Here is a 17810-nt window from a genome sequence, read left to right as displayed (position 1 = left end):
GCAAACAGACTATTTATAATTACATCTATGAATATGGCACAAGTAAATTAAAAGTGCAATTACATTTTATAAATGCCGAGAAAAAAAGAAACAATTACACTGTCAATTCCGCCAGGAACTAAGGAACAACTAGAAGCGATCGCTCGCCTACTCAATATCACTTGGGGCAAAGAACCCAGTGTTTCGGGCTTAATAGTAGCGATCGCCCAACAATCTCTAGAGGTCGGAAAGCCCTTCACGCTTGACTCTAACCAAATTAATGCCTTACAGCAAGCAATAAAAGCTTTGAACGATGCAGGTAACATCGGAGAAGCGCAAACTGTACTTGCACTTTTGCTGGAACGTGGCAATATTGAAGCGCCTCTACGTCAATTACTGATGAAACAACTTAGTCAACCTATCCAAGAATGGCGGAGTAGGATAGAAGAACTGAGGAAAGCAAAACAGCCTTTCTACCTTCTCTATTTCAACTCTCAAGGTCAGGAATTAGATTACAAAGTTCGTCACGCTGAGGTGCGCTTTTTTGAGAAACGCTTTTATCTGATGATCTGGTGCGAAGAGACAGCAGACGTAGAAAACGATATTCCAGAATTACCCGAACTTTGGCACAATCGTTGCTTAAGCTTTGAGCGAATTAAGTCTGTTGTACCTACAAGTGGTGATTGGCGAGGTGAACTTGATTATGTAAAAGTGCAATTACACTTTAGAGGTTGGCTAGCCAAAGCCTATCAGCCGAAAAAAGATGATATTGAGGATGACATGATTAATGATGTGCGTCACGTAGTGCGGCGAGTAGCTAACCCCTTCTGGCTGATTCGAGAAGTATCGCCTTATTGGGAAGATTGCGTGATTGTATCACCAGAGAGTCTGCGCGATCGCCTCAAACAAAAACTCCTCACCCTATGCAATTTATACGATATCGAAACCAGGAGTTAAATTTTAGTAGCCCTAGAGTTCCAGTCTGAGGGCATAATTTTATTCATGCAAGAGGTCTATTTTTCAAGCTGTAAGGATTGCTGGAGTTCCACCATTACGCCTAAGTTTTACAGGATCTTGGGAAAAAGAAAAAGCGTAGTTCGGATTTCGGTAAGTAATTAACTCCGAAACCGATATTCTATCCGAACTGGAATTTTTAAGTTTTGAATGCCATCAAATTGATAGTATTGACCTCGCATTTGGACATTCTGGATTAAGCTCACTGGAGGCATATTCACAACATCATAGCTAATCACTTGATTAGTGAACATCACATCTAAAGGATTTAATGGATGTGTACAAGTGAATATACCTTCAGCAATTTTAGGTTTCGGTAATGGTTCAACCGTCACTTCAGCCTTGCTCATCCATTTACCCAAGCGAATCCACTTTGGTAGTTTGAGTTCTTTTTGAGATATGACAAAAAACTCAAATCGACTTTCTGCTGCTATTTCCTTTGCTCTGCCAAAACTAGGGATATTTTTCTGTGTTTTCTCCATTTCAACATGGTAGTTGTTATTAGCATACTTCCAGGTGTTGAGGATGGAAGAATGATTGAGCGATCGCGCCGGAGTTACGTAAATTTGCTGTTGATTGAGAGGCGTTAAATGCTCCTCATATTTTGGCACTTGTTCAGGGCAAAAATAGCGATAGGAATGTTCTTCAGCAACGGTAGTAGAGTGGATTTTACTATCAACTAAACCCAGTGCATAACAGAGAGCATAATTGTGAATTATTGCTTCTGTTTCATACAATCGCCCGATTTCACGAGTTGCATAATAGAGACTGTCATGAAGTTCTATTTGACAGCGATAAATAAACACCATCTTGCTTACTCCGCTACAGCAGCAGCTTTCTTATTACCCTTGGTATCTTTTTTAGCGTCTTTCTTGCCTGATTTAAGAACCCATGTTTGAGCATAAACAGATGATTCAGCATTTGCTTGAGTCAACATTTCTTGCAATCGAGTTTCATCACTGGTGATAGACTTAACTTCATTCAAAAGTTGTGTAAAGGATGCACCAACAAAATCAGTATGAGAAATGCACTCTTGAGACATTAGAGCAGTAATTGCTTGTCTAGCCGCCTCTAAAACCTCATCTTCATTGAGCGGATCAGGAGGATTAATTTGCTTTGGAGTTGCATTGCTCATTACGTCATATATCTTTTGAGTCCAGAGAAGATTACTAACAATCTCACCATCAGCGAAGATGACTCCAACTAACTCATTACGCACTCTACCGGTGCGGGTAGTCTGCGCTCCGTAATGGCGTGTCCTGAGAATATTATTGAAAACGTAGAGAAATCCAGTTTCAGTAGGATCTTTCAGCGTGACAATGCTGGGGAAAAAGACTTGAGGTAAGATATGGTCTTGACTATTAATACGGCTGGTTACTTCCCCTTGACGGCTCATCGTCCCATTTTCAAAAGGTGCATTGAGGGTAAAGTTAAGGTGAGAATCATCAAAGGGTGTAATAGAGTACGCTGTGTCTACAACTACTTTAGATTTCTCAGAACCGGAATCACCAATCGCAAAACCGTAGAGAATACAATCAGGAGTAGTTTTGCTGAAATCTACGTTATAGTCGCATTTTTCCCAGTCACCAATTTTGTAGTTACGTAGTAATTCTCTACCTGTTAAACGTTCTGGTGTAGACTGCTTGCGCTTAAACATTGCCAGGCGACTAATAGGTTCTTTGTTTTCAATTCCAGCACGTACCCTGGCTTTATTGAGTTCACCATCTGTCTGAAATAAAGGATAAGACTCGGTAACGCGAATAGTAATGAAATGAACATATTTCCCCATTGGTTTAGCAGGGATTACATCGTGGAAAAATTTAGAATCAAGTGTTTTCAAGAATTTCATGATTTGATTGCTCCGATTTAGTTAGTTGGAAAAAAAGAATAAATTAGACTGATGCTTCAAGTTCTAATTCAGGAATATCATCAGGTTCATCTTGTGGACGTGCTTTACGTTCTTCATCATCTGCTAGGCGATAAAGGTATTCACAAGTATCTCTAATTAAATTGAGTTGAGTACCTGCTAAACGTGCGCGATCGCTTTTAAAACTTCCCTCAAATATTTCTTTCACAAAATACTTAGAAAACTCATAAACTGCTTGACGTTCTTCTTCGGAAGTTAAAGCAGGTTTCCACTTACCATCAACTAAAGTTAATGTTGGTTTTCCTTCAGCAGCTTTACGTCGCACATTATTCATCAACTTTGATAAACGAGCAGCTACCACATCTATTAATGATTCAGTATCACTAGCCATAGATTTATCAATTTTCAAAATTACATCAGCAGCCTCATCAATTGGTTTGAGAATTGCATTAGCTTTGGCATATTGACTTTTAGAACGATAAAAACGACGATAGAGTTCTGTTAACTTACGCAGTTGATTCACAGCTTTTCCTCCTGGTTCAAAATAGTGATAAAAATCCAAGTATAGGCGAACTTTCGCCATAGGGACAGAATCAATTTTGTCTTGCTTTCGCAACCATTTATTAAGGTAATGGAAGACATAGAGAGGACTAGTTTCTAAATCACGTGCCAAATCTGCTAACTTTCCCCAATCTGGATCGCCATCTTTTTTACGGTTAACTTCCAGGTGAATAGAGTAAGCAGCAGTGAGAGCATTGAGAGGAGAAAATTCACGCTTTTCTGAACTACGAGGTAGAATGCTATCTAAACGATAGTTATCTTTTTGAATCAAAGAACGAATCGCTTGATGTTCTCCATCAATTAAAACTGTTTGTTCAAAATCAGCACCATTAATGAAAGGTGGTACAGGTGATTCGGATGCAACTACTTTCACATCGAGAACAAGCGGTAACGCTAATGCTAACCAAGCTGGTGTTACCCAAGATTCTGTATCTGTAGCGTCTCTTCCAGGCGGTAAGCCTAAAAAGAAAAAGGTCAGAGTTTCATGTTCTGGAAAGCTAATTTTGAAAGTGCGGTCATCTTCTGGCTTTAGATTTTCTTTAATCAAGAGAGAATCAACTTTTTGGTAATCTTCAATTTGAAACTTTGCAACTTGATTTTCTGCGATAAAATGCTTACGCATTTCAGCATCAAACCGAGTTCGAGAAAATTGATTGTAAGCTTTTTGCAAAAACTTATTGGTTTCTGGGGTAAAAAAGTAAGTTGGGTAAAGGTAGAGATAGCGATATTTGCGTCCTTCAAAATCTGCTCCTACGGCATTTGTTTGGTTCATCAAAATTTGTCTCAACATAATTTCAATTGACCAAATTGAGCAAATTTGCCGTTTAGCAGCTTGAGCATTAAATAAAATCTGACGATTACTGTAGACTTGAGGAGCAAATAAAGTCGCTGATTCCATCTGTTCAGTCACAGTAAATGAAGAACTAGAAATTGCACAAACATTTTCTCGTCCTCTACCCGTAATTTTGGCGGCATTATAGCGTTTAAGTTCAACTAAAAATGAGTCCGGCTTTGGTTCTATAACTGCGCCTGTTGGTAAAGAAATAACTTGGTTGACATAAGTTTTTAAATCATTCCAACCATCGGGCATATCCTGAAACTCTGCTAAAATTGGTCTAATAAAAGCAGCAGCATGATTCACCATCCCTTTCATAACTTCCAGAATTTGAGCAAAATCTAAACCTGAATGATTGCGAAAGTATTTTGCTGCTAGGTAATACCAATCAAGAGGTACACCACCTGTTTTTTTCAAAGATTGAATTTCTCTGATAGCTGGAATTTCTGCTGATAATTCCAAATATTCAGCTAGCTTTTGTGTCAAATCTAAATCAGGAATACTTTTTCTCTGATTTTTTGCTAATTGTTTCTGCCAATCATTAACTTTTTCGCACCAACTACCCCAAATCCCTCGACACAAAACATCACCAAATTCTGCCAAGCGATCGATGCGGATTTCATTAGAAATTTGTAAATTTAACTGTGCTGATAGTTCGCCTTGTGCTTGATAATTTAGCAAGCTTTCGCCTCGCTTATCAGCAGAAGCAGGTTTTGAGTCTGGAAGTAGTCGAGAAGTAGCATTAATGCTAACTTCCATTAATTCAACTACATCAAAAAATAACCAGTAATAATCTGCAAATTTTAATCCCTTACCACCACGATTAAAACCTGTCTGTCTTTCCTTCAGTTTTTCTGCACATAAGTACTTTATTTTGGCAATAACTTGTTCAGGAATTCCATCAGTTTTAATCAGAGGAGCATCAACAGTAGCTAAATAGACAACACCATCAGGTAGATAGAGTAAAGGTGTATAAAAATCTTCAGGATGTGCTGCAATTAAAGAATTATTGAAAATATTTGTAAGAACACCGCGATTTTCTGAAAGGGAATGATAGGTAAGTTGTAATTGATGATTGCTTAATCTTGCAAGCAATGTAGCTAAACGCCCATTTTCTACATCTCTCGGATGTTTAATAACTGAAGCAAATAAATCAGATAGTGAAACTAAGTCAATTAAAATCTGTCTAATTCTGCTATCTAGTCTTTCATCATTTAAAGGTTTTAAGCCACAAGTACTTAAACCTAAATCTGCATCATTTTTAACTCCTGCATTGCTGCTAATCTCAATGATGTCATCGATAAGTTCTTCCCATTTTTCGCCTAGTAAGTGGTATAAGCCAAAATCTAAAATCTTTTTGGTAATGTACCCACGTCCCAGATTCGGAGCATCTTCTTTTTTTGGTGGTTCTTCTTCCCAATTGCGAATGATTAAATTTTGTTCTAACCAATCTCGATAGTCAGGAAATTTTTCATAGTCATGCAACAAGTAGGAAACAATAAATACAGAGGATTGCAACTCTTCACAATTACGCTTAACTGGATTTGTGCCTATTTCTTCTGCTTGTAACTTCTTCAAAATTCGATAGCTGGGAAATAGACCATTAAGTAAGTGAGCAAGTATAGATTGGTCGCCAGCGTTGTCTCTACGAAGTGGTTTTTTCCCTGCTGCTGCGCGTTTGGCATTAATAATTTCTACAGTTACTTCAAAGAATTTACCACCCTTAGCAGTTGCACCTGCTAGCTGTCGAATTAAATTAGGTAACACATAATCGGCAAACTTTTCTAGGATGCGATCGCCTTCATTTCCTTTTGTCTTTTTTACAGCTTCTTTAAATAACCGAATAGTGAGCAGTTCGCGTTTAACAGGCGATTCATCATCCTCATCTTTTGCTGAATCAAAATCTGGCACTTCTTCCGGTAAATCATTATCAAATTCGTTCATGAATCTTTATCCTCTGGATCAATTGGTTGATACTCTTGAATATTGCCGTTGCCAATTATCCACAACTTCCCCGTAACATCTGCGGCTTCTAACCCAGTAATTAATGTTTCAATAGCTTCACGCCAATCAGCAAATGTGTAGCGAGAGGGTAGACGAATAATTACAATTCCTGAATAGTTAGAGGGATTATATTTCAGACGATTTCCGAAACCGCGATCGCAAGTGACTAAACATCTACCTTCGTGGCGACAAACATCAATAACTTCGGGATCGGGTGCAGAACTTAAGCCTTGTCCTGGTACTGTTGCAACATCGTGTCCTGCTAATTGCAATAAAGTTACAACGCGCAAGTCGATATTTTCATCTAGCTTTAATTTCATGCACTTGCTTCTTTTTTTTTGTTCAAAGGCAGTTCCACAAAAACATCCCGCGCCATCTCTGCACCGTAAGCGATGCAAGCCAGTACATCTTCTCTTTCTATGCTTGGATAAGCTTCAAGAACTTCTTCAATTGTTGTACCACCAGCTAAATAATCCAAAATTAGTGATACCCAAATACGGTGTCCGCGAATGCACGGTTTACCGAAACAAATATTGGGGTCGATGGAAATTCGAGAAAGCAGATTATCTTTAGTCATTGGTAGTCCTCCAGATTTCGCGTAATTTATCTAAACAAATCCATTCGTTGTTCTTCTTAACCTCAACATACTCCCAACCATTAGCTGCACCACCCGTTACCTTTGTAGCTAAGGGACTTGGTTTATCAAATTCTTCTCCGTCGTAAACAATAGTTCCTCTTGCAGAAATTTCTAGACTATTAATATACTCACGACCCCTTTTCTTAGCCTCTTCCCGCTTCAGTTTGACTCTAACAGCCATTCCTCGCTTAGTCATCCCTGCGTCGAATAGCTGACTTAACCTCACATGAGAATTGTCTGCCTTATTTTCTAGAGTTTGATTTTCGAGATTGAGAAATAACTGCGTTGAGGATACTTCCGGTTGACGTATCTGATTAACTGGTATTTGCTCAAACCACGAGTTATTTGTCTTTAAGTATTCTGGAAGCCAGTTTAAAAACAAATGGCGTAAGCTTTCTGGCATCCGAGAGATATCGTCATCATTGAGATGAATGTGCATAAAAATACCTGATGAGGTGTGTTCTCATCATCTTGGCATCTACCTCACAAAAAATCAAGTAGTTACTGTTGCCTATTGATTAAGCTACTATTTATTGGCTAAGGATGTCACTGTAGCCATCTGATACCGGACACAGGATCGTGTAATCTATATATAAGGAGAAAGAAACGCAGTGCAGTACTGCATAGGCATTAATGCCTAAAATAATACCTCTTAGGGATTGAAACACTGTTGCCTTCTGATTTCGGGCTAACTTCTTTCTCCTCAACCTTTTAAGCCAATTCATCTTTGATGCTCCTTTAGCTTATATTGGCAGCTGTAACCGCTTACAGCAACTTCAACATATCCATCCTTCATCGTCTTTTGGCTTCCAATGCCAAGTTAAGGTTTCCAACAACAGCGCATCTTGTCCAAAAGTAATGGTGTAGCGAGGACTTCTATCCTCTGGCTCGTTGGTGAGGGAGTAAGCTTGAAAGTGCATAGGTAATCCGAGAGTGGCGCGTAAAAAGTTGCGATCGCGGTCTGAAATGAAGCACACTAGTTTACGTCTACTCACAGCATCACTAATTTGGTTGATACCGTAGCCGTGTCGTTGTGAAATCTCTAAACCTTGTAGTTCGTGTTGTTTATCTGGTAGAACTTGCACCTTACCAGATTTAGCTAATTCTCTCAGATTTCCTGGATAATAGAAGTGCCAATCTTCCCGCACATCCCGATAGCCTTTGAACTTTAAATAACACAAAGCTTTATCAAAGCGAGTAGTAATTACTCCAGCTTTCTCGGCCTTTTCCATAAAGCTATTTTTATCCCATAACTCGAAAATAAAGTTATTGAAAATGCCAGGAAGATTATACATTTTAAATCTTTCTGCTTCTGGCTCATCTGGATTAGTTAAGTCATAAATTGCACAATCTAACTGGCTACTTCCCCGAAAACTCCTAGCTTCATCAATAATTTTTGTTTTTCCTTCACTCTGACAGCGATAAAACTGTGCATTCATCTGTTTAATGCTAATTCCCAAAGCATTTTGAACACTAGTACCAAATTTCTTAGCTACCTCTGGATATTTCTCTTTGATATGATAGTTTCCTTGCAGCTTTGAATAGATATAAGCTGACTGTATACCACCCCATCGTTGAGGATATCGCTCAAACTGATTTTTAAATGTCCAAAATTCATTAATGGCATTATTAAAAGTAATGCGGTCATAAGTTTCAGCATCTTGTAAAGGATGGGATTTATCTGCAAATAATCTTGCAACAAGAAAGTTAGGTATTAAAGCATAAGCTTGATAGGTTTCAAAACCTTCATGTCTGCCAAGTCTACCAAAGCGTTGAATAAAGTTTCCTGCATCAGCAGCTTCAAAAACTAAGAAATTAATCCGAAAGTCCACGCCAACATCAATTGTAGATGTACCCAAAAGTAAGTCTGCTTCGGCAACTGATTGAGATTTTTCTGTTTCCCCTGTTAAGCCAGTATTTTCTCTAACCTTCCATCGCGGTTCAAAAATAGATTTTAACTTGTCTATTAGCTTTTTAACTGCGGCAATGGAATTGAGAATAATTGCACCTTTACTGTTAGGATAGTCTTGAAAAAATTTTAAAACCACTGTTTCGGCATTTTCTTCTATCCATTTATAGCTAGAACTAAGATTAGGCTCTATTCCTTGAGGGAGGCATAAGTTAATAGGTTGACTAATCTGCCGCCAAGCATCATTTGAATCATCTAAAGAAAATTTATAAGCTCCAACAAGCTCTGGAGCAATTTCTTTATATCTAAGTTGAGCTTTTTCTAGAAAAGTCTTTAATAAGTCATTAGGTGTGGCGGAAAGAAAAAGGAATTTTTTATGAGCATCACCAGTGTGTTTCATTAAAAGTATTGTATTGATCACACTAGCTATTTGTGGAGATGAAAAAATATGAAATTCATCATAGATAAATAATTTATAATTTTCATCTATACGTCTGAATAACCTGTCAGGATTATCTATTTTTCCTCTCAAGTAATAAAAATTATGGATGTAATGGAAAATATCAGGGTTCGTCAGCAGAATTTCATAGTTAGTAGAAAAATCTTCTATCCCATCTCGTTTGGAAGACAGCTTACCAGTAGCTATATATTTTTCCAAAATAGCCGCATTTAAGCGATTAATTTGAGGTTCATACTTGGGTTGAAATTTATCTTTGTATCCTTGAACCTGTTTTTCTTGATCTCGTGCGAGTTCATTTGTGGGATACATTGCCAAAGTGTACGTGCGATTTGTCATTGCTGACAAATAAGCAGCCAAACTTTTACCATCGCCTGTCATGGCTCTATTAAAGACAACATCAATATTTGGATCTTGTAATGCTTGATAGGTTTCTGCTTGATGCCAAGAAAGCGACCAATTATTGGGTAATTTTACCCCGTCAGGTGTAGGGACGGTTTGAGAATAAACAGGTTTGAGATTTATGCTGTAATTTTCGGACATATCCTTGAAAATTCCCTGCGAATGCTTAGTTGATCTAAAGTGCCACGTTGAAAACTTATGAATCAAAGCAATTTCTGCCACCAATGGTGGCAGTTTTATATATGTGCTAAATACCACCCACAAATTTCTGCAACCATTGGTTGCAGTTTTTTAGAAGGGTATAAAACATCTCCAGGCTATTTCTCGCACCATTGGTGCGAGTTTTTCACTTTGCTTAAAAACTGTCCGTAACTCGTTGTTATTCCCTATAATGCCATGCAAAATAGAAGTTGCCAAGATATATCCGTATAAAAGTGTCCGTATAAAATATGAGTCGAAAAGGTCAATCTATTACACTGTCGATATCAGAACGTGATAAAGCCGAGCTAGAAGCGATCGCTCGTGAATTCGGTATGATGTGGGGAGAAGACCCTAATATCTCTAAGTTAATTAAAGCGATCGCTCAACGTCAGTTACTCATCGGTAACAATAACGATTGGAAAGAACCACGCATTAGAGCATTACATAGATGTATCAATGCGTTGACAGACATCGGGCAAATTGAACAAGCCCAAATCATTGCAAACTTACTTCTCGAACGCAGCGAACTATCATTACCCCTGCGAGGCGAAATCGAACGTTTCTTAGAGAATTTGCCCCCACCTTGGCGCTTAGAAATAGACCGCTACATCTTACGCGAACAGCCTTTTCAGCTTTCCTATCAAGATGCAGCAGAGCGTGTGTTTAATTTTACCGTTCGCCATGCAAAAGTTACACCCCACGAAAAGCGGCAATATCTTGATTGCTGGTGCGAAGAGACAGAAGGAAACTTTGATATCCCAGAACTGCTTCACAACTGGAGTTTACGATTAGACAGGATTACAGAAGCTGCTGTCATGCCAATTTCTGGTGAGTGGCGAGCTAATTTAGCCCAGATAGAAGTGGAAATGCATCTATTTGCTGGCTTGGCTTTTGCCTATCAAGCTAAACCAGAAGACAATATTAATGAGTGGCTACCAGATAAAGCGCGAGTTAGGCGAGTTGTCAGGCGAGTATCTAGTACATTTTGGTTTATGCGGGAAGTGATGCAGTATGCGCCAGATTGTGTCGTGATATTACCAGACAATGTGCGCGATCGCCTTAAACAAAAACTCCGCACCCTCTGTCAGTTATACGATATCGAAACCAGGAGTTAAGTCTTGTGGGTTAGGCATCTTACCTACTCTATTAATTATTTAGTTAATATTCCTGAATGACGAAAACTTGTTGGCTAGATTTGGGCTGATTCTGCTTTTTAACTCGAATGAGGCGATTTTTCAAGTCTTCTGTTTGTTGCAGATAGGCGTAGAGAGCGTGTATTTGCCCTGCATAGTCTCTATCAGTTTTACAAATGATTATGCCTTGGTGATAAATAGCACTACGGTGTAGGGCGATAAAGTCCTCACGATTGAGGGTAATGACGACTCGCTGATTTTGGGTTGCAAAGGTGAGAACATCTTCATCCGGGATTCCTTGATTAGCTTGTCCGGCTTCTTGGGAGGTGAGGATATCATAACCATACTGGCGGAGTTCTAGCACCATATCTGTGGGAAAGTTCTCATTGGAGTAAAGCTTAAACATTATCGTCCTCATTGATAGCAGCCAGCACACCATTTAATTCTTCCTCGTGCTGTGCGTAGTATGCCCATGCTGCCGTTAAATCATCTTTAGTGAGGGTGGGATAATTACGCAGCAATTCTGCATCATCTGCTCCTTGCTGACGGAAAGCTACTAGTGTCCATACGGGAATGCGGGTGTTGCGAATGCGTGGTTGTCCACCGCAAACACCTGGAGTTAATTGAACTGCCATACTGTTGAGGCGTTCTTGCAGTAAAAGACGTTCTTCCAGAGTGAGGGAGGTGATGATTTGCAGCAGTGAATCGACCAATCTTGTGTTCATATATTTCTACCATCCTCTACTTATCGTAAAATCTGGTCAATCATCCTATTGGCTTGCGAATCGTAACTACCCCCAAATAAATTGAAGTGATTCAAAATGTGATATAGGTTATAGAGTGTTTTTCTCTGCTCATAGCCTGCATCTAACGGAAATACGTCGTTATAACCCTTATAAAACCCTGCTGGGAAACCACCAAATAATTCTGTCATGGCGATATCAACTTCTCTATCTGCAAAATAAGTTGCTGGATCAAATATCACTGGTTCTCCCGACGCAGTACACCCAGCATTTCCGCCCCATAAGTCGCCATGTACTAAGGAAGGTTGCACCTGATGATCTGCCAAGAGTTCAGGGATAGCTGCTAGTAATTTGTCTTGCTGAGGAAAATTAGCTCCCCGTCGCCTTGCCAACTGAAATTGATAATCCAAGCGATGTTTAATATAAAATTCCGTCCAGTCTGCTGTCCAAGTATTGATTTGCGGCGTGGAACCAATGGTATTATTAATTTTCCAACCAAAACCTTGACTGTTGCTAGCTTTATGCATTGCCGCTAACTTGCGCCCCATTTCTTGCCATAAATTGCTGTTACCGCTACCAAGTTCCAACCATTCCAAAACGATGTAGCTAGAATTATCAGCAGTACCCCAGCAAATTGGTTTGGGAACGCGAATACTACCTATTGCTAGCATTTCTTCTAAACCCAACGCCTCAGCTTCAAACATCGCAACTTGGGATGCAAGGTTTTGTTTGACGAAGTAGTTTCTCTCACCATTAGAGACAGCATAACCTTGGTTGATGCACCCGCCACCAACTGATCGCCGTTGCTGACTCTGGAATTTTTCGCCCGTCACCTGACTAATATGGGTGTCGATTTGAGTCCACATGATTAAATTGGGGAGTAGGAGATTACCTATTGCATCAAGGGTATATTTAAAGTCCGAGAATATTGTACCCGTGACATTCTTCGTTGTCACTTGGGTTAAGCGATGAATGGCACTAAGAAAAGCCCAAAAGCCTGTGTAGCCTCGTTCCCAGCCTCCAGGCTGGGAATGTATTCCGAGAGGCTCCGCCTCTGGTCAAGAAAGAGGAGGCGGCAGCCCCCCCAGAATGGGTTCCCAGCCTGGAGGCTTGTTCCAGTCAGCGCAAGGGCTGTATCTTAACTTAGTGCCATTCGGTTAAGCGATCGCGTGTATCATATTGCCGTGCTGTAGTTAATGGTGTCGTCAAATATCTGTTGGTGACAAATAATATTAATTGTTGGGTTTTACAGAATCGATGCGATTCTACTTCACAACACTAATCGACTTGACGATTCTGAAGTGCTGCTATTCATTGCGGCATAGGCGCAAGTTTTGAGGCGGCAGCCCCCCGTTAAGTATTCCCAGTCAGAGACTGGGAACGAGACATTGGAGAATTTTTTTTGGAATTAGCTTAGACCAGATGTTGCAAGCGAGTCAGACGTTCTGAGTAACTTTTCATTACCTCTAAGGCAAACATAGGTGTTTGCTCAACGGCAAAGAGAAACCTTTCTTCATTAAGGAAAACCAGTTTGGTATCCACCTTGGCAATAGCTGTGTAAGTTCTATTTTTTACTCCTACAAGTACCCCGGCACCAAAAACTTCGCCCGTTTCAATGGTTTCTACAATTTTGCCATTGACTAATATATCTACCTCTCCTTCCAGAATGCCATATATCTCATCACCAGACTGTCCTTCTTCAAAGATGACTTGGCCTGCTGAAAATACTTTAGGGTCGGATTGTTTTTGAAAAATACTGACTGTTACTACAGGACTTAGCATTAGAGCAACCCCAAAATTCTTTGTTTTTAAACGAAATTTTTGGATAGGCAATAGGCGAACCCAGAAAATTGTACTACTTTCTGTTGATTAACTCTCAACCTCTGCAAAATTCCTGATTGTCTAGAGCAAAAAAGACTTCTAAGAAGATTTTACTACGTAAAACCGTCCCTCTCCGAGTCGGAGAGGGAAAGACTTGAACTAAAGGAGAGGTTTATTGAAAGGAGAATAAAATAGCGAATTTTGGTTTTCAGGCTATCTTCTATAATTAATAAAACCTGCACACCTAATTCTAGGCATGAGACTGTGACCGAATCAGGAAGTTACAAAGATACTGTCAACCTACCCAAGACTAACTTTGATATGCGGGCAAACGCCATCAAGCGTGAGCCGGAAATCCAGAAATTTTGGGAAGAAAATAAAATCTACGATCGCCTCTCCAAAAATAACCCCGGCGAATTATTTATACTGCACGATGGGCCTCCCTACGCTAATGGCTCACTCCATATTGGTCATGCTTTAAATAAAATTCTCAAAGATATTATTAACCGCTACCAACTGCTACAAGGGCGTAAAGTTCGCTACGTTCCTGGTTGGGATTGTCACGGATTACCAATTGAGTTAAAAGTTTTGCAGAACATGAAGTCAGCAGAACGGCAAAATTTAACGCCTTTACAACTACGGCAAAAAGCGAAAGAATTTGCTTTAGTTACTGTAGATGACCAGCGTCAAAATTTTAAACGCTACGGTATTTGGGGTGATTGGGATAACCCTTATCTAACTCTGAAACCGGCTTATGAAGCGGCTCAAATTGGCGTGTTTGGTCAAATGTTCTTAAAAGGCTACATTTATCGCGGTTTGAAGCCGGTTCACTGGAGTCCCAGTTCTAAAACTGCTTTGGCGGAAGCTGAGTTGGAATATCCTGAAGGTCACATTTCCCGCAGTATCTATGCAGCTTTTGCAATCACAGGTTTGGCGTCAGCTGTAAAACCACTGTTGGCGGAATATCAGTCAGATTTGGGTGTGGCTATCTGGACAACTACACCTTGGACAATTCCAGCGAATTTGGCTGTGGCGGTGAATGCAGATTTGAATTATGCAGTGGTGGAAGTAGAACCCCACCCCCCAACCCCCTCCCCGCAAGCAGGGAGGGGGAGTGAGGAAGTTTCTTCTCATTCTCCGTTAACAGAAAGAGTGAGGTTTCGCTATCTCATTGTTGCTGCTGATTTAGTCGAACGTTTATCTTCGACATTGGGAGTTGAGTTAACTCTAAAAGCCACCTTTAAGGGGAATGACTTAGAACATACTACTTACCGTCATCCTCTATTTGACCGAGAAAGTCCGATTGTTATAGGTGGTGATTACATTACTACTGAATCGGGTACTGGGTTGGTACATACTGCACCCGGTCATGGTCAAGAAGACTACATCGTTGGTGGGCGCTACGGTTTGCCCATCCTTGCGCCAGTGGATGACAATGGCAATTTTACCGAAGAAGCGGGTGAGTTTGCGGGGTTGAATGTGCTGGGTGATGGGAATCAGGCGGTGATTGATGCCTTAAATGCGGCTGGTTCTTTGTTGAAGGAAGAACCATATCCCCACAAATATCCTTATGATTGGCGGACGAAAAAGCCAACGATTTTCCGCGCCACTGAACAATGGTTTGCTTCGGTGGAAGGATTTCGGGAAGAAGCGTTAAAGGCGATCGCCACGGTAAAATGGATTCCAGCCCAAGGTGAAAATCGCATCACGCCAATGGTGGCGGAACGTTCCGATTGGTGTATCTCTCGTCAACGGGCTTGGGGTGTACCCATTCCCGTTTTTTACGACGAAGCCACTGGGGAAGTATTGCTGAATGAAGAAATTATCAACCACGTCCAAGGAATTATCGCTGAAATTGGTTCTGATGCTTGGTGGGAACTTTCGGTTGAAGAGCTATTACCAGAATCCTATCTGCAAAATGGTAAGTCGTACCGCAGAGGTACAGACACAATGGATGTATGGTTTGATTCTGGCTCATCTTGGGCATCTGTCGTCCAACAGCGTCCAGAGTTACGATACCCTGCTGATATATATTTGGAAGGTTCCGACCAACATCGCGGTTGGTTCCAGTCAAGCTTGCTCACCAGTGTAGCGGTAAATGATGTTGCACCTTACAAAACTGTCTTAACTCACGGCTTCGCTTTGGATGAACAAGGGCGGAAGATGAGTAAGTCAGAAGGAAATGTGGTTGACCCAAATATAATCATTGAAGGCGGGAAAAATCAAAAAGTAGAACCGGCTTATGGTGCAGATGTCTTGAGATTGTGGGTATCATCGGTAGATTACTCCGGCGATGTCCGCATTGGTAAAAACATCATCAAGCAGATGAATGATGTTAGAGGCAAAATTCGGAATACGGCGCGGTTTTTGTTGGGTAGCTTGGATGATTTTGACCCCGAAAAAGATGCAGTCCCCTTCGAGGAATTGCCCGAACTTGACCGTTATATGCTGCACCGCATCAGCGAGGTATTTGAGGAAGTGACGGAAGCCTTTGAGAGTTTCCAATTCTTCCGCTTTTTCCAAACGGTGCAGAATTTCTGCGTGGTGGATTTATCCAACTTTTATTTAGATGTGGCTAAAGATCGGCTTTACATCAGTGCAAAAGATGCTTTTCGCCGTCGCAGTTGTCAAACAGTGCTGAAGATAGCCTTAGAAAATTTAGCACGAGCGATCGCACCAGTATTATCCCACACCGCCGAAGATATCTGGCAATATCTCCCTTACAAAACACCTTACAAGTCAGTGTTTGAAGCCGGTTGGGTGCAAGTAGAGGAAAAATGGCGTAATCCAGAGTTAGCGGAATTTTGGGAGGCGCTGCGACAACTCCGCACCGATGTTAATAAGGTGTTAGAACAAGCCAGGATAGAAAAACTAATTGGTTCTTCCCTGGAAGCGAAAACTTTGATTCATATACCTCACAAACAATTAGGTGATGCTATCAAAGCCTTTAACCCAGTTAAGGGTAACGGGATTGACGAACTTCGGTATTTATTGCTGACTTCCCAAGTGGAATTATTAGATTCTGCTGAAGGATTGAAAGGATTAGAATACACAGCGCAGACGGAAGACTGGGAAATTGGTGTGGTGAAAGCAGATGGGCAAAAGTGCGATCGCTGTTGGAACTACTCTACCCATGTGGGAGAATCAGCAGAACATCCCCTAATTTGCGAACGGTGTGTTGCAGCCTTAGCCGGAGAGTTCTAGTAAATATACGTCAGTTCGACGGTTATAAGCCCCCCAATTTATCGGGGGGTTGGGGGGATCTTCCTGAGCAAAATATGATGAACTGAACTCTATTGGATACTAAATTTTCTCTTTCACTAACTTGCTAAATTACCAAATTCTGTATTTAAATTAGCACTGAACTCTTGACTTTTGACTAACAATGATATCCTTAAAAAATCAAATTATTTTGATCACTGGTGCAAGTAGTGGTATTGGTACTGCTTGTGCAAGAATCTTCGCTGGTGCGGGTGCAAAACTGATCTTAGCGGCACGACGGTTAGAACGTTTGCAACAGCTAGCAGATACTCTCAGTCAAGAATTTGGTACTGAAATTCATTTATTACAGCTAGATGTGCGCGATCGCCGCGCTGTTGAGTCTGCCATTGCTACTCTACCCCCCACCTGGTCTGAAATTGATATTCTCATTAATAATGCGGGTTTAAGTCGTGGTTTAGACAAGTTGCACGAAGCCAACTTTCAAGACTGGGAAGACATGATTGATACTAACGTTAAGGGTTTACTTTACGTCTCACGCTATGTCGTTCCGGGAATGGTGAATCGCGATCGCGGTCATCTGGTAAATTTAGGTTCCATAGCCGGACATCAAACCTATCCCGGTGGCAATGTCTACTGTGCTACCAAAGCTGCTGTGAGAGCAATTTCTGAAGGTTTAAAACAAGACCTGTTGGGGACGCGGATACGTGTAACTTCCGTTGATCCTGGGATGGTAGAAACAGAATTTAGCGAGGTGCGTTTTCACGGAAATACTGAACGCGCCAACAACGTTTATCAGGGAGTTACACCCCTGACAGCAGATGATGTCGCTGATGTGATATTTTTTTGTGTGACGCGATCGCCCCATGTCAATATTAATGAAGTTTTACTAATGCCTGTTGACCAAGCCAGCGCTACCCTGGTTAATCGGCGAACATAAAAGTAACCCATCCTCAAAGGAGAGAGACTTGGAATTTTCTCCCTTCCCGACGCGAGAAGGGGGTTAGGTTTTTCTTCGGCTTTTCCAT

General features: G+C 40.7%; 15 protein-coding genes. 4 read left to right on the top strand and 11 right to left on the bottom strand.

Translation table 11 applies throughout. The features are described from left to right. The first annotated feature begins 72 nt into the window (after nt 1–72). The gene (locus V7K97_RS13955) at nt 73–936 is read left to right on the top strand and encodes a helix-turn-helix transcriptional regulator (RefSeq protein ID WP_334801633.1); all 864 of its coding nucleotides are present in this window, start codon (nt 73–75) and stop codon (nt 934–936) included. A 158-nt stretch (nt 937–1094) separates the two neighbouring features. Here V7K97_RS13955 and cas5d read toward each other — a convergent pair whose 3' ends face one another. The 7 genes from cas5d to cas3 form a co-directional block, all read right to left on the bottom strand. Next, nucleotides 1095–1802 carry a type I-D CRISPR-associated protein Cas5/Csc1 gene (gene cas5d / locus V7K97_RS13950; protein ID WP_334801632.1) on the bottom strand — a complete coding sequence of 236 codons (708 nt, stop codon included), beginning with the start codon at nt 1800–1802 and terminating at the stop codon, nt 1095–1097. 5 nt (nt 1803–1807) lie between these two features. Next, nucleotides 1808–2842: a type I-D CRISPR-associated protein Cas7/Csc2 gene (cas7d, locus tag V7K97_RS13945; RefSeq protein ID WP_334801631.1), complete on the bottom strand. Its 1035-nt coding sequence runs from the start codon at nt 2840–2842 to the stop codon at nt 1808–1810. A gap of 43 nt (nt 2843–2885) precedes the next feature. Continuing rightward, a complete protein-coding gene (cas10d, locus tag V7K97_RS13940; RefSeq protein WP_334801630.1) occupies nt 2886–6200 on the bottom strand; it encodes a type I-D CRISPR-associated protein Cas10d/Csc3 in 3315 nt (1104 codons plus the stop codon). Then, nucleotides 6197–6580 (bottom strand): DUF5615 family PIN-like protein, encoded by a 384-nt coding sequence (locus tag V7K97_RS13935; protein ID WP_334801629.1) that lies wholly within the window; start codon nt 6578–6580, stop codon nt 6197–6199. The genes cas10d and V7K97_RS13935 overlap by 4 nt, the downstream gene beginning before the upstream one ends. After that, the gene (locus V7K97_RS13930; RefSeq protein ID WP_334801628.1) at nt 6577–6837 is read right to left on the bottom strand and encodes a DUF433 domain-containing protein; all 261 of its coding nucleotides are present in this window, start codon (nt 6835–6837) and stop codon (nt 6577–6579) included. Before V7K97_RS13930 ends, V7K97_RS13935 begins: the two co-directional genes overlap by 4 nt. After that, the gene (locus tag V7K97_RS13925; protein WP_334801627.1) at nt 6830–7336 is read right to left on the bottom strand and encodes a hypothetical protein; all 507 of its coding nucleotides are present in this window, start codon (nt 7334–7336) and stop codon (nt 6830–6832) included. The genes V7K97_RS13930 and V7K97_RS13925 overlap by 8 nt, the downstream gene beginning before the upstream one ends. 337 nt (nt 7337–7673) lie before the next feature. Then, on the bottom strand, nt 7674–9806 hold the full coding sequence (gene cas3 / locus V7K97_RS13920) for a type I-D CRISPR-associated helicase Cas3' (protein WP_334801626.1): 2133 nt from the start codon (nt 9804–9806) through the stop codon (nt 7674–7676). Nucleotides 9807–10114: 308 nt separating this feature from the next. Here cas3 and V7K97_RS13915 point away from each other — a divergent pair, with 308 nt between their 5' ends. After that, a complete protein-coding gene (locus V7K97_RS13915) occupies nt 10115–10981 on the top strand; it encodes a WYL domain-containing protein (RefSeq protein WP_334801625.1) in 867 nt (288 codons plus the stop codon). Between the two features lie 43 nt (nt 10982–11024). Here V7K97_RS13915 and V7K97_RS13910 read toward each other — a convergent pair whose 3' ends face one another. From V7K97_RS13910 to V7K97_RS13895, 4 genes are all read right to left on the bottom strand, one after another. Beyond that, nucleotides 11025–11405, bottom strand: coding sequence for a DUF5615 family PIN-like protein (locus V7K97_RS13910; RefSeq protein WP_334801624.1), 381 nt, complete (start codon nt 11403–11405; stop codon nt 11025–11027). Next, complete coding sequence (locus V7K97_RS13905; RefSeq protein ID WP_334801623.1) at nt 11398–11724, bottom strand: DUF433 domain-containing protein; 327 nt, start codon at nt 11722–11724, stop codon at nt 11398–11400. Before V7K97_RS13905 ends, V7K97_RS13910 begins: the two co-directional genes overlap by 8 nt. 20 nt (nt 11725–11744) lie before the next feature. Further along, nucleotides 11745–12608 (bottom strand): fructosamine kinase family protein, encoded by an 864-nt coding sequence (locus V7K97_RS13900; protein ID WP_334801622.1) that lies wholly within the window; start codon nt 12606–12608, stop codon nt 11745–11747. A 547-nt stretch (nt 12609–13155) separates the two neighbouring features. After that, complete coding sequence (locus V7K97_RS13895) at nt 13156–13524, bottom strand: Crp/Fnr family transcriptional regulator (protein WP_334801621.1); 369 nt, start codon at nt 13522–13524, stop codon at nt 13156–13158. Between the two features lie 303 nt (nt 13525–13827). On the opposite strand from V7K97_RS13895, the gene ileS reads away from it, so the two are divergent. After that, nucleotides 13828–16767, top strand: a complete 2940-nt coding sequence (ileS, locus tag V7K97_RS13890) for an isoleucine--tRNA ligase (RefSeq protein WP_334801620.1) — start codon at nt 13828–13830, stop codon at nt 16765–16767. A gap of 181 nt (nt 16768–16948) precedes the next feature. Beyond that, the gene (locus tag V7K97_RS13885) at nt 16949–17722 is read left to right on the top strand and encodes an SDR family oxidoreductase (protein WP_334801619.1); all 774 of its coding nucleotides are present in this window, start codon (nt 16949–16951) and stop codon (nt 17720–17722) included. Nucleotides 17723–17810 lie beyond the last annotated feature (88 nt).

It is taken from the genome of Nostoc sp. (assembly GCF_036917815.1).
Lineage (GTDB): Bacteria > Cyanobacteriota > Cyanobacteriia > Cyanobacteriales > Nostocaceae > Nostoc.
Note: the sequence above shows the minus strand (reverse complement) of the source record. Positions and strands in the feature narration are given on the sequence as shown.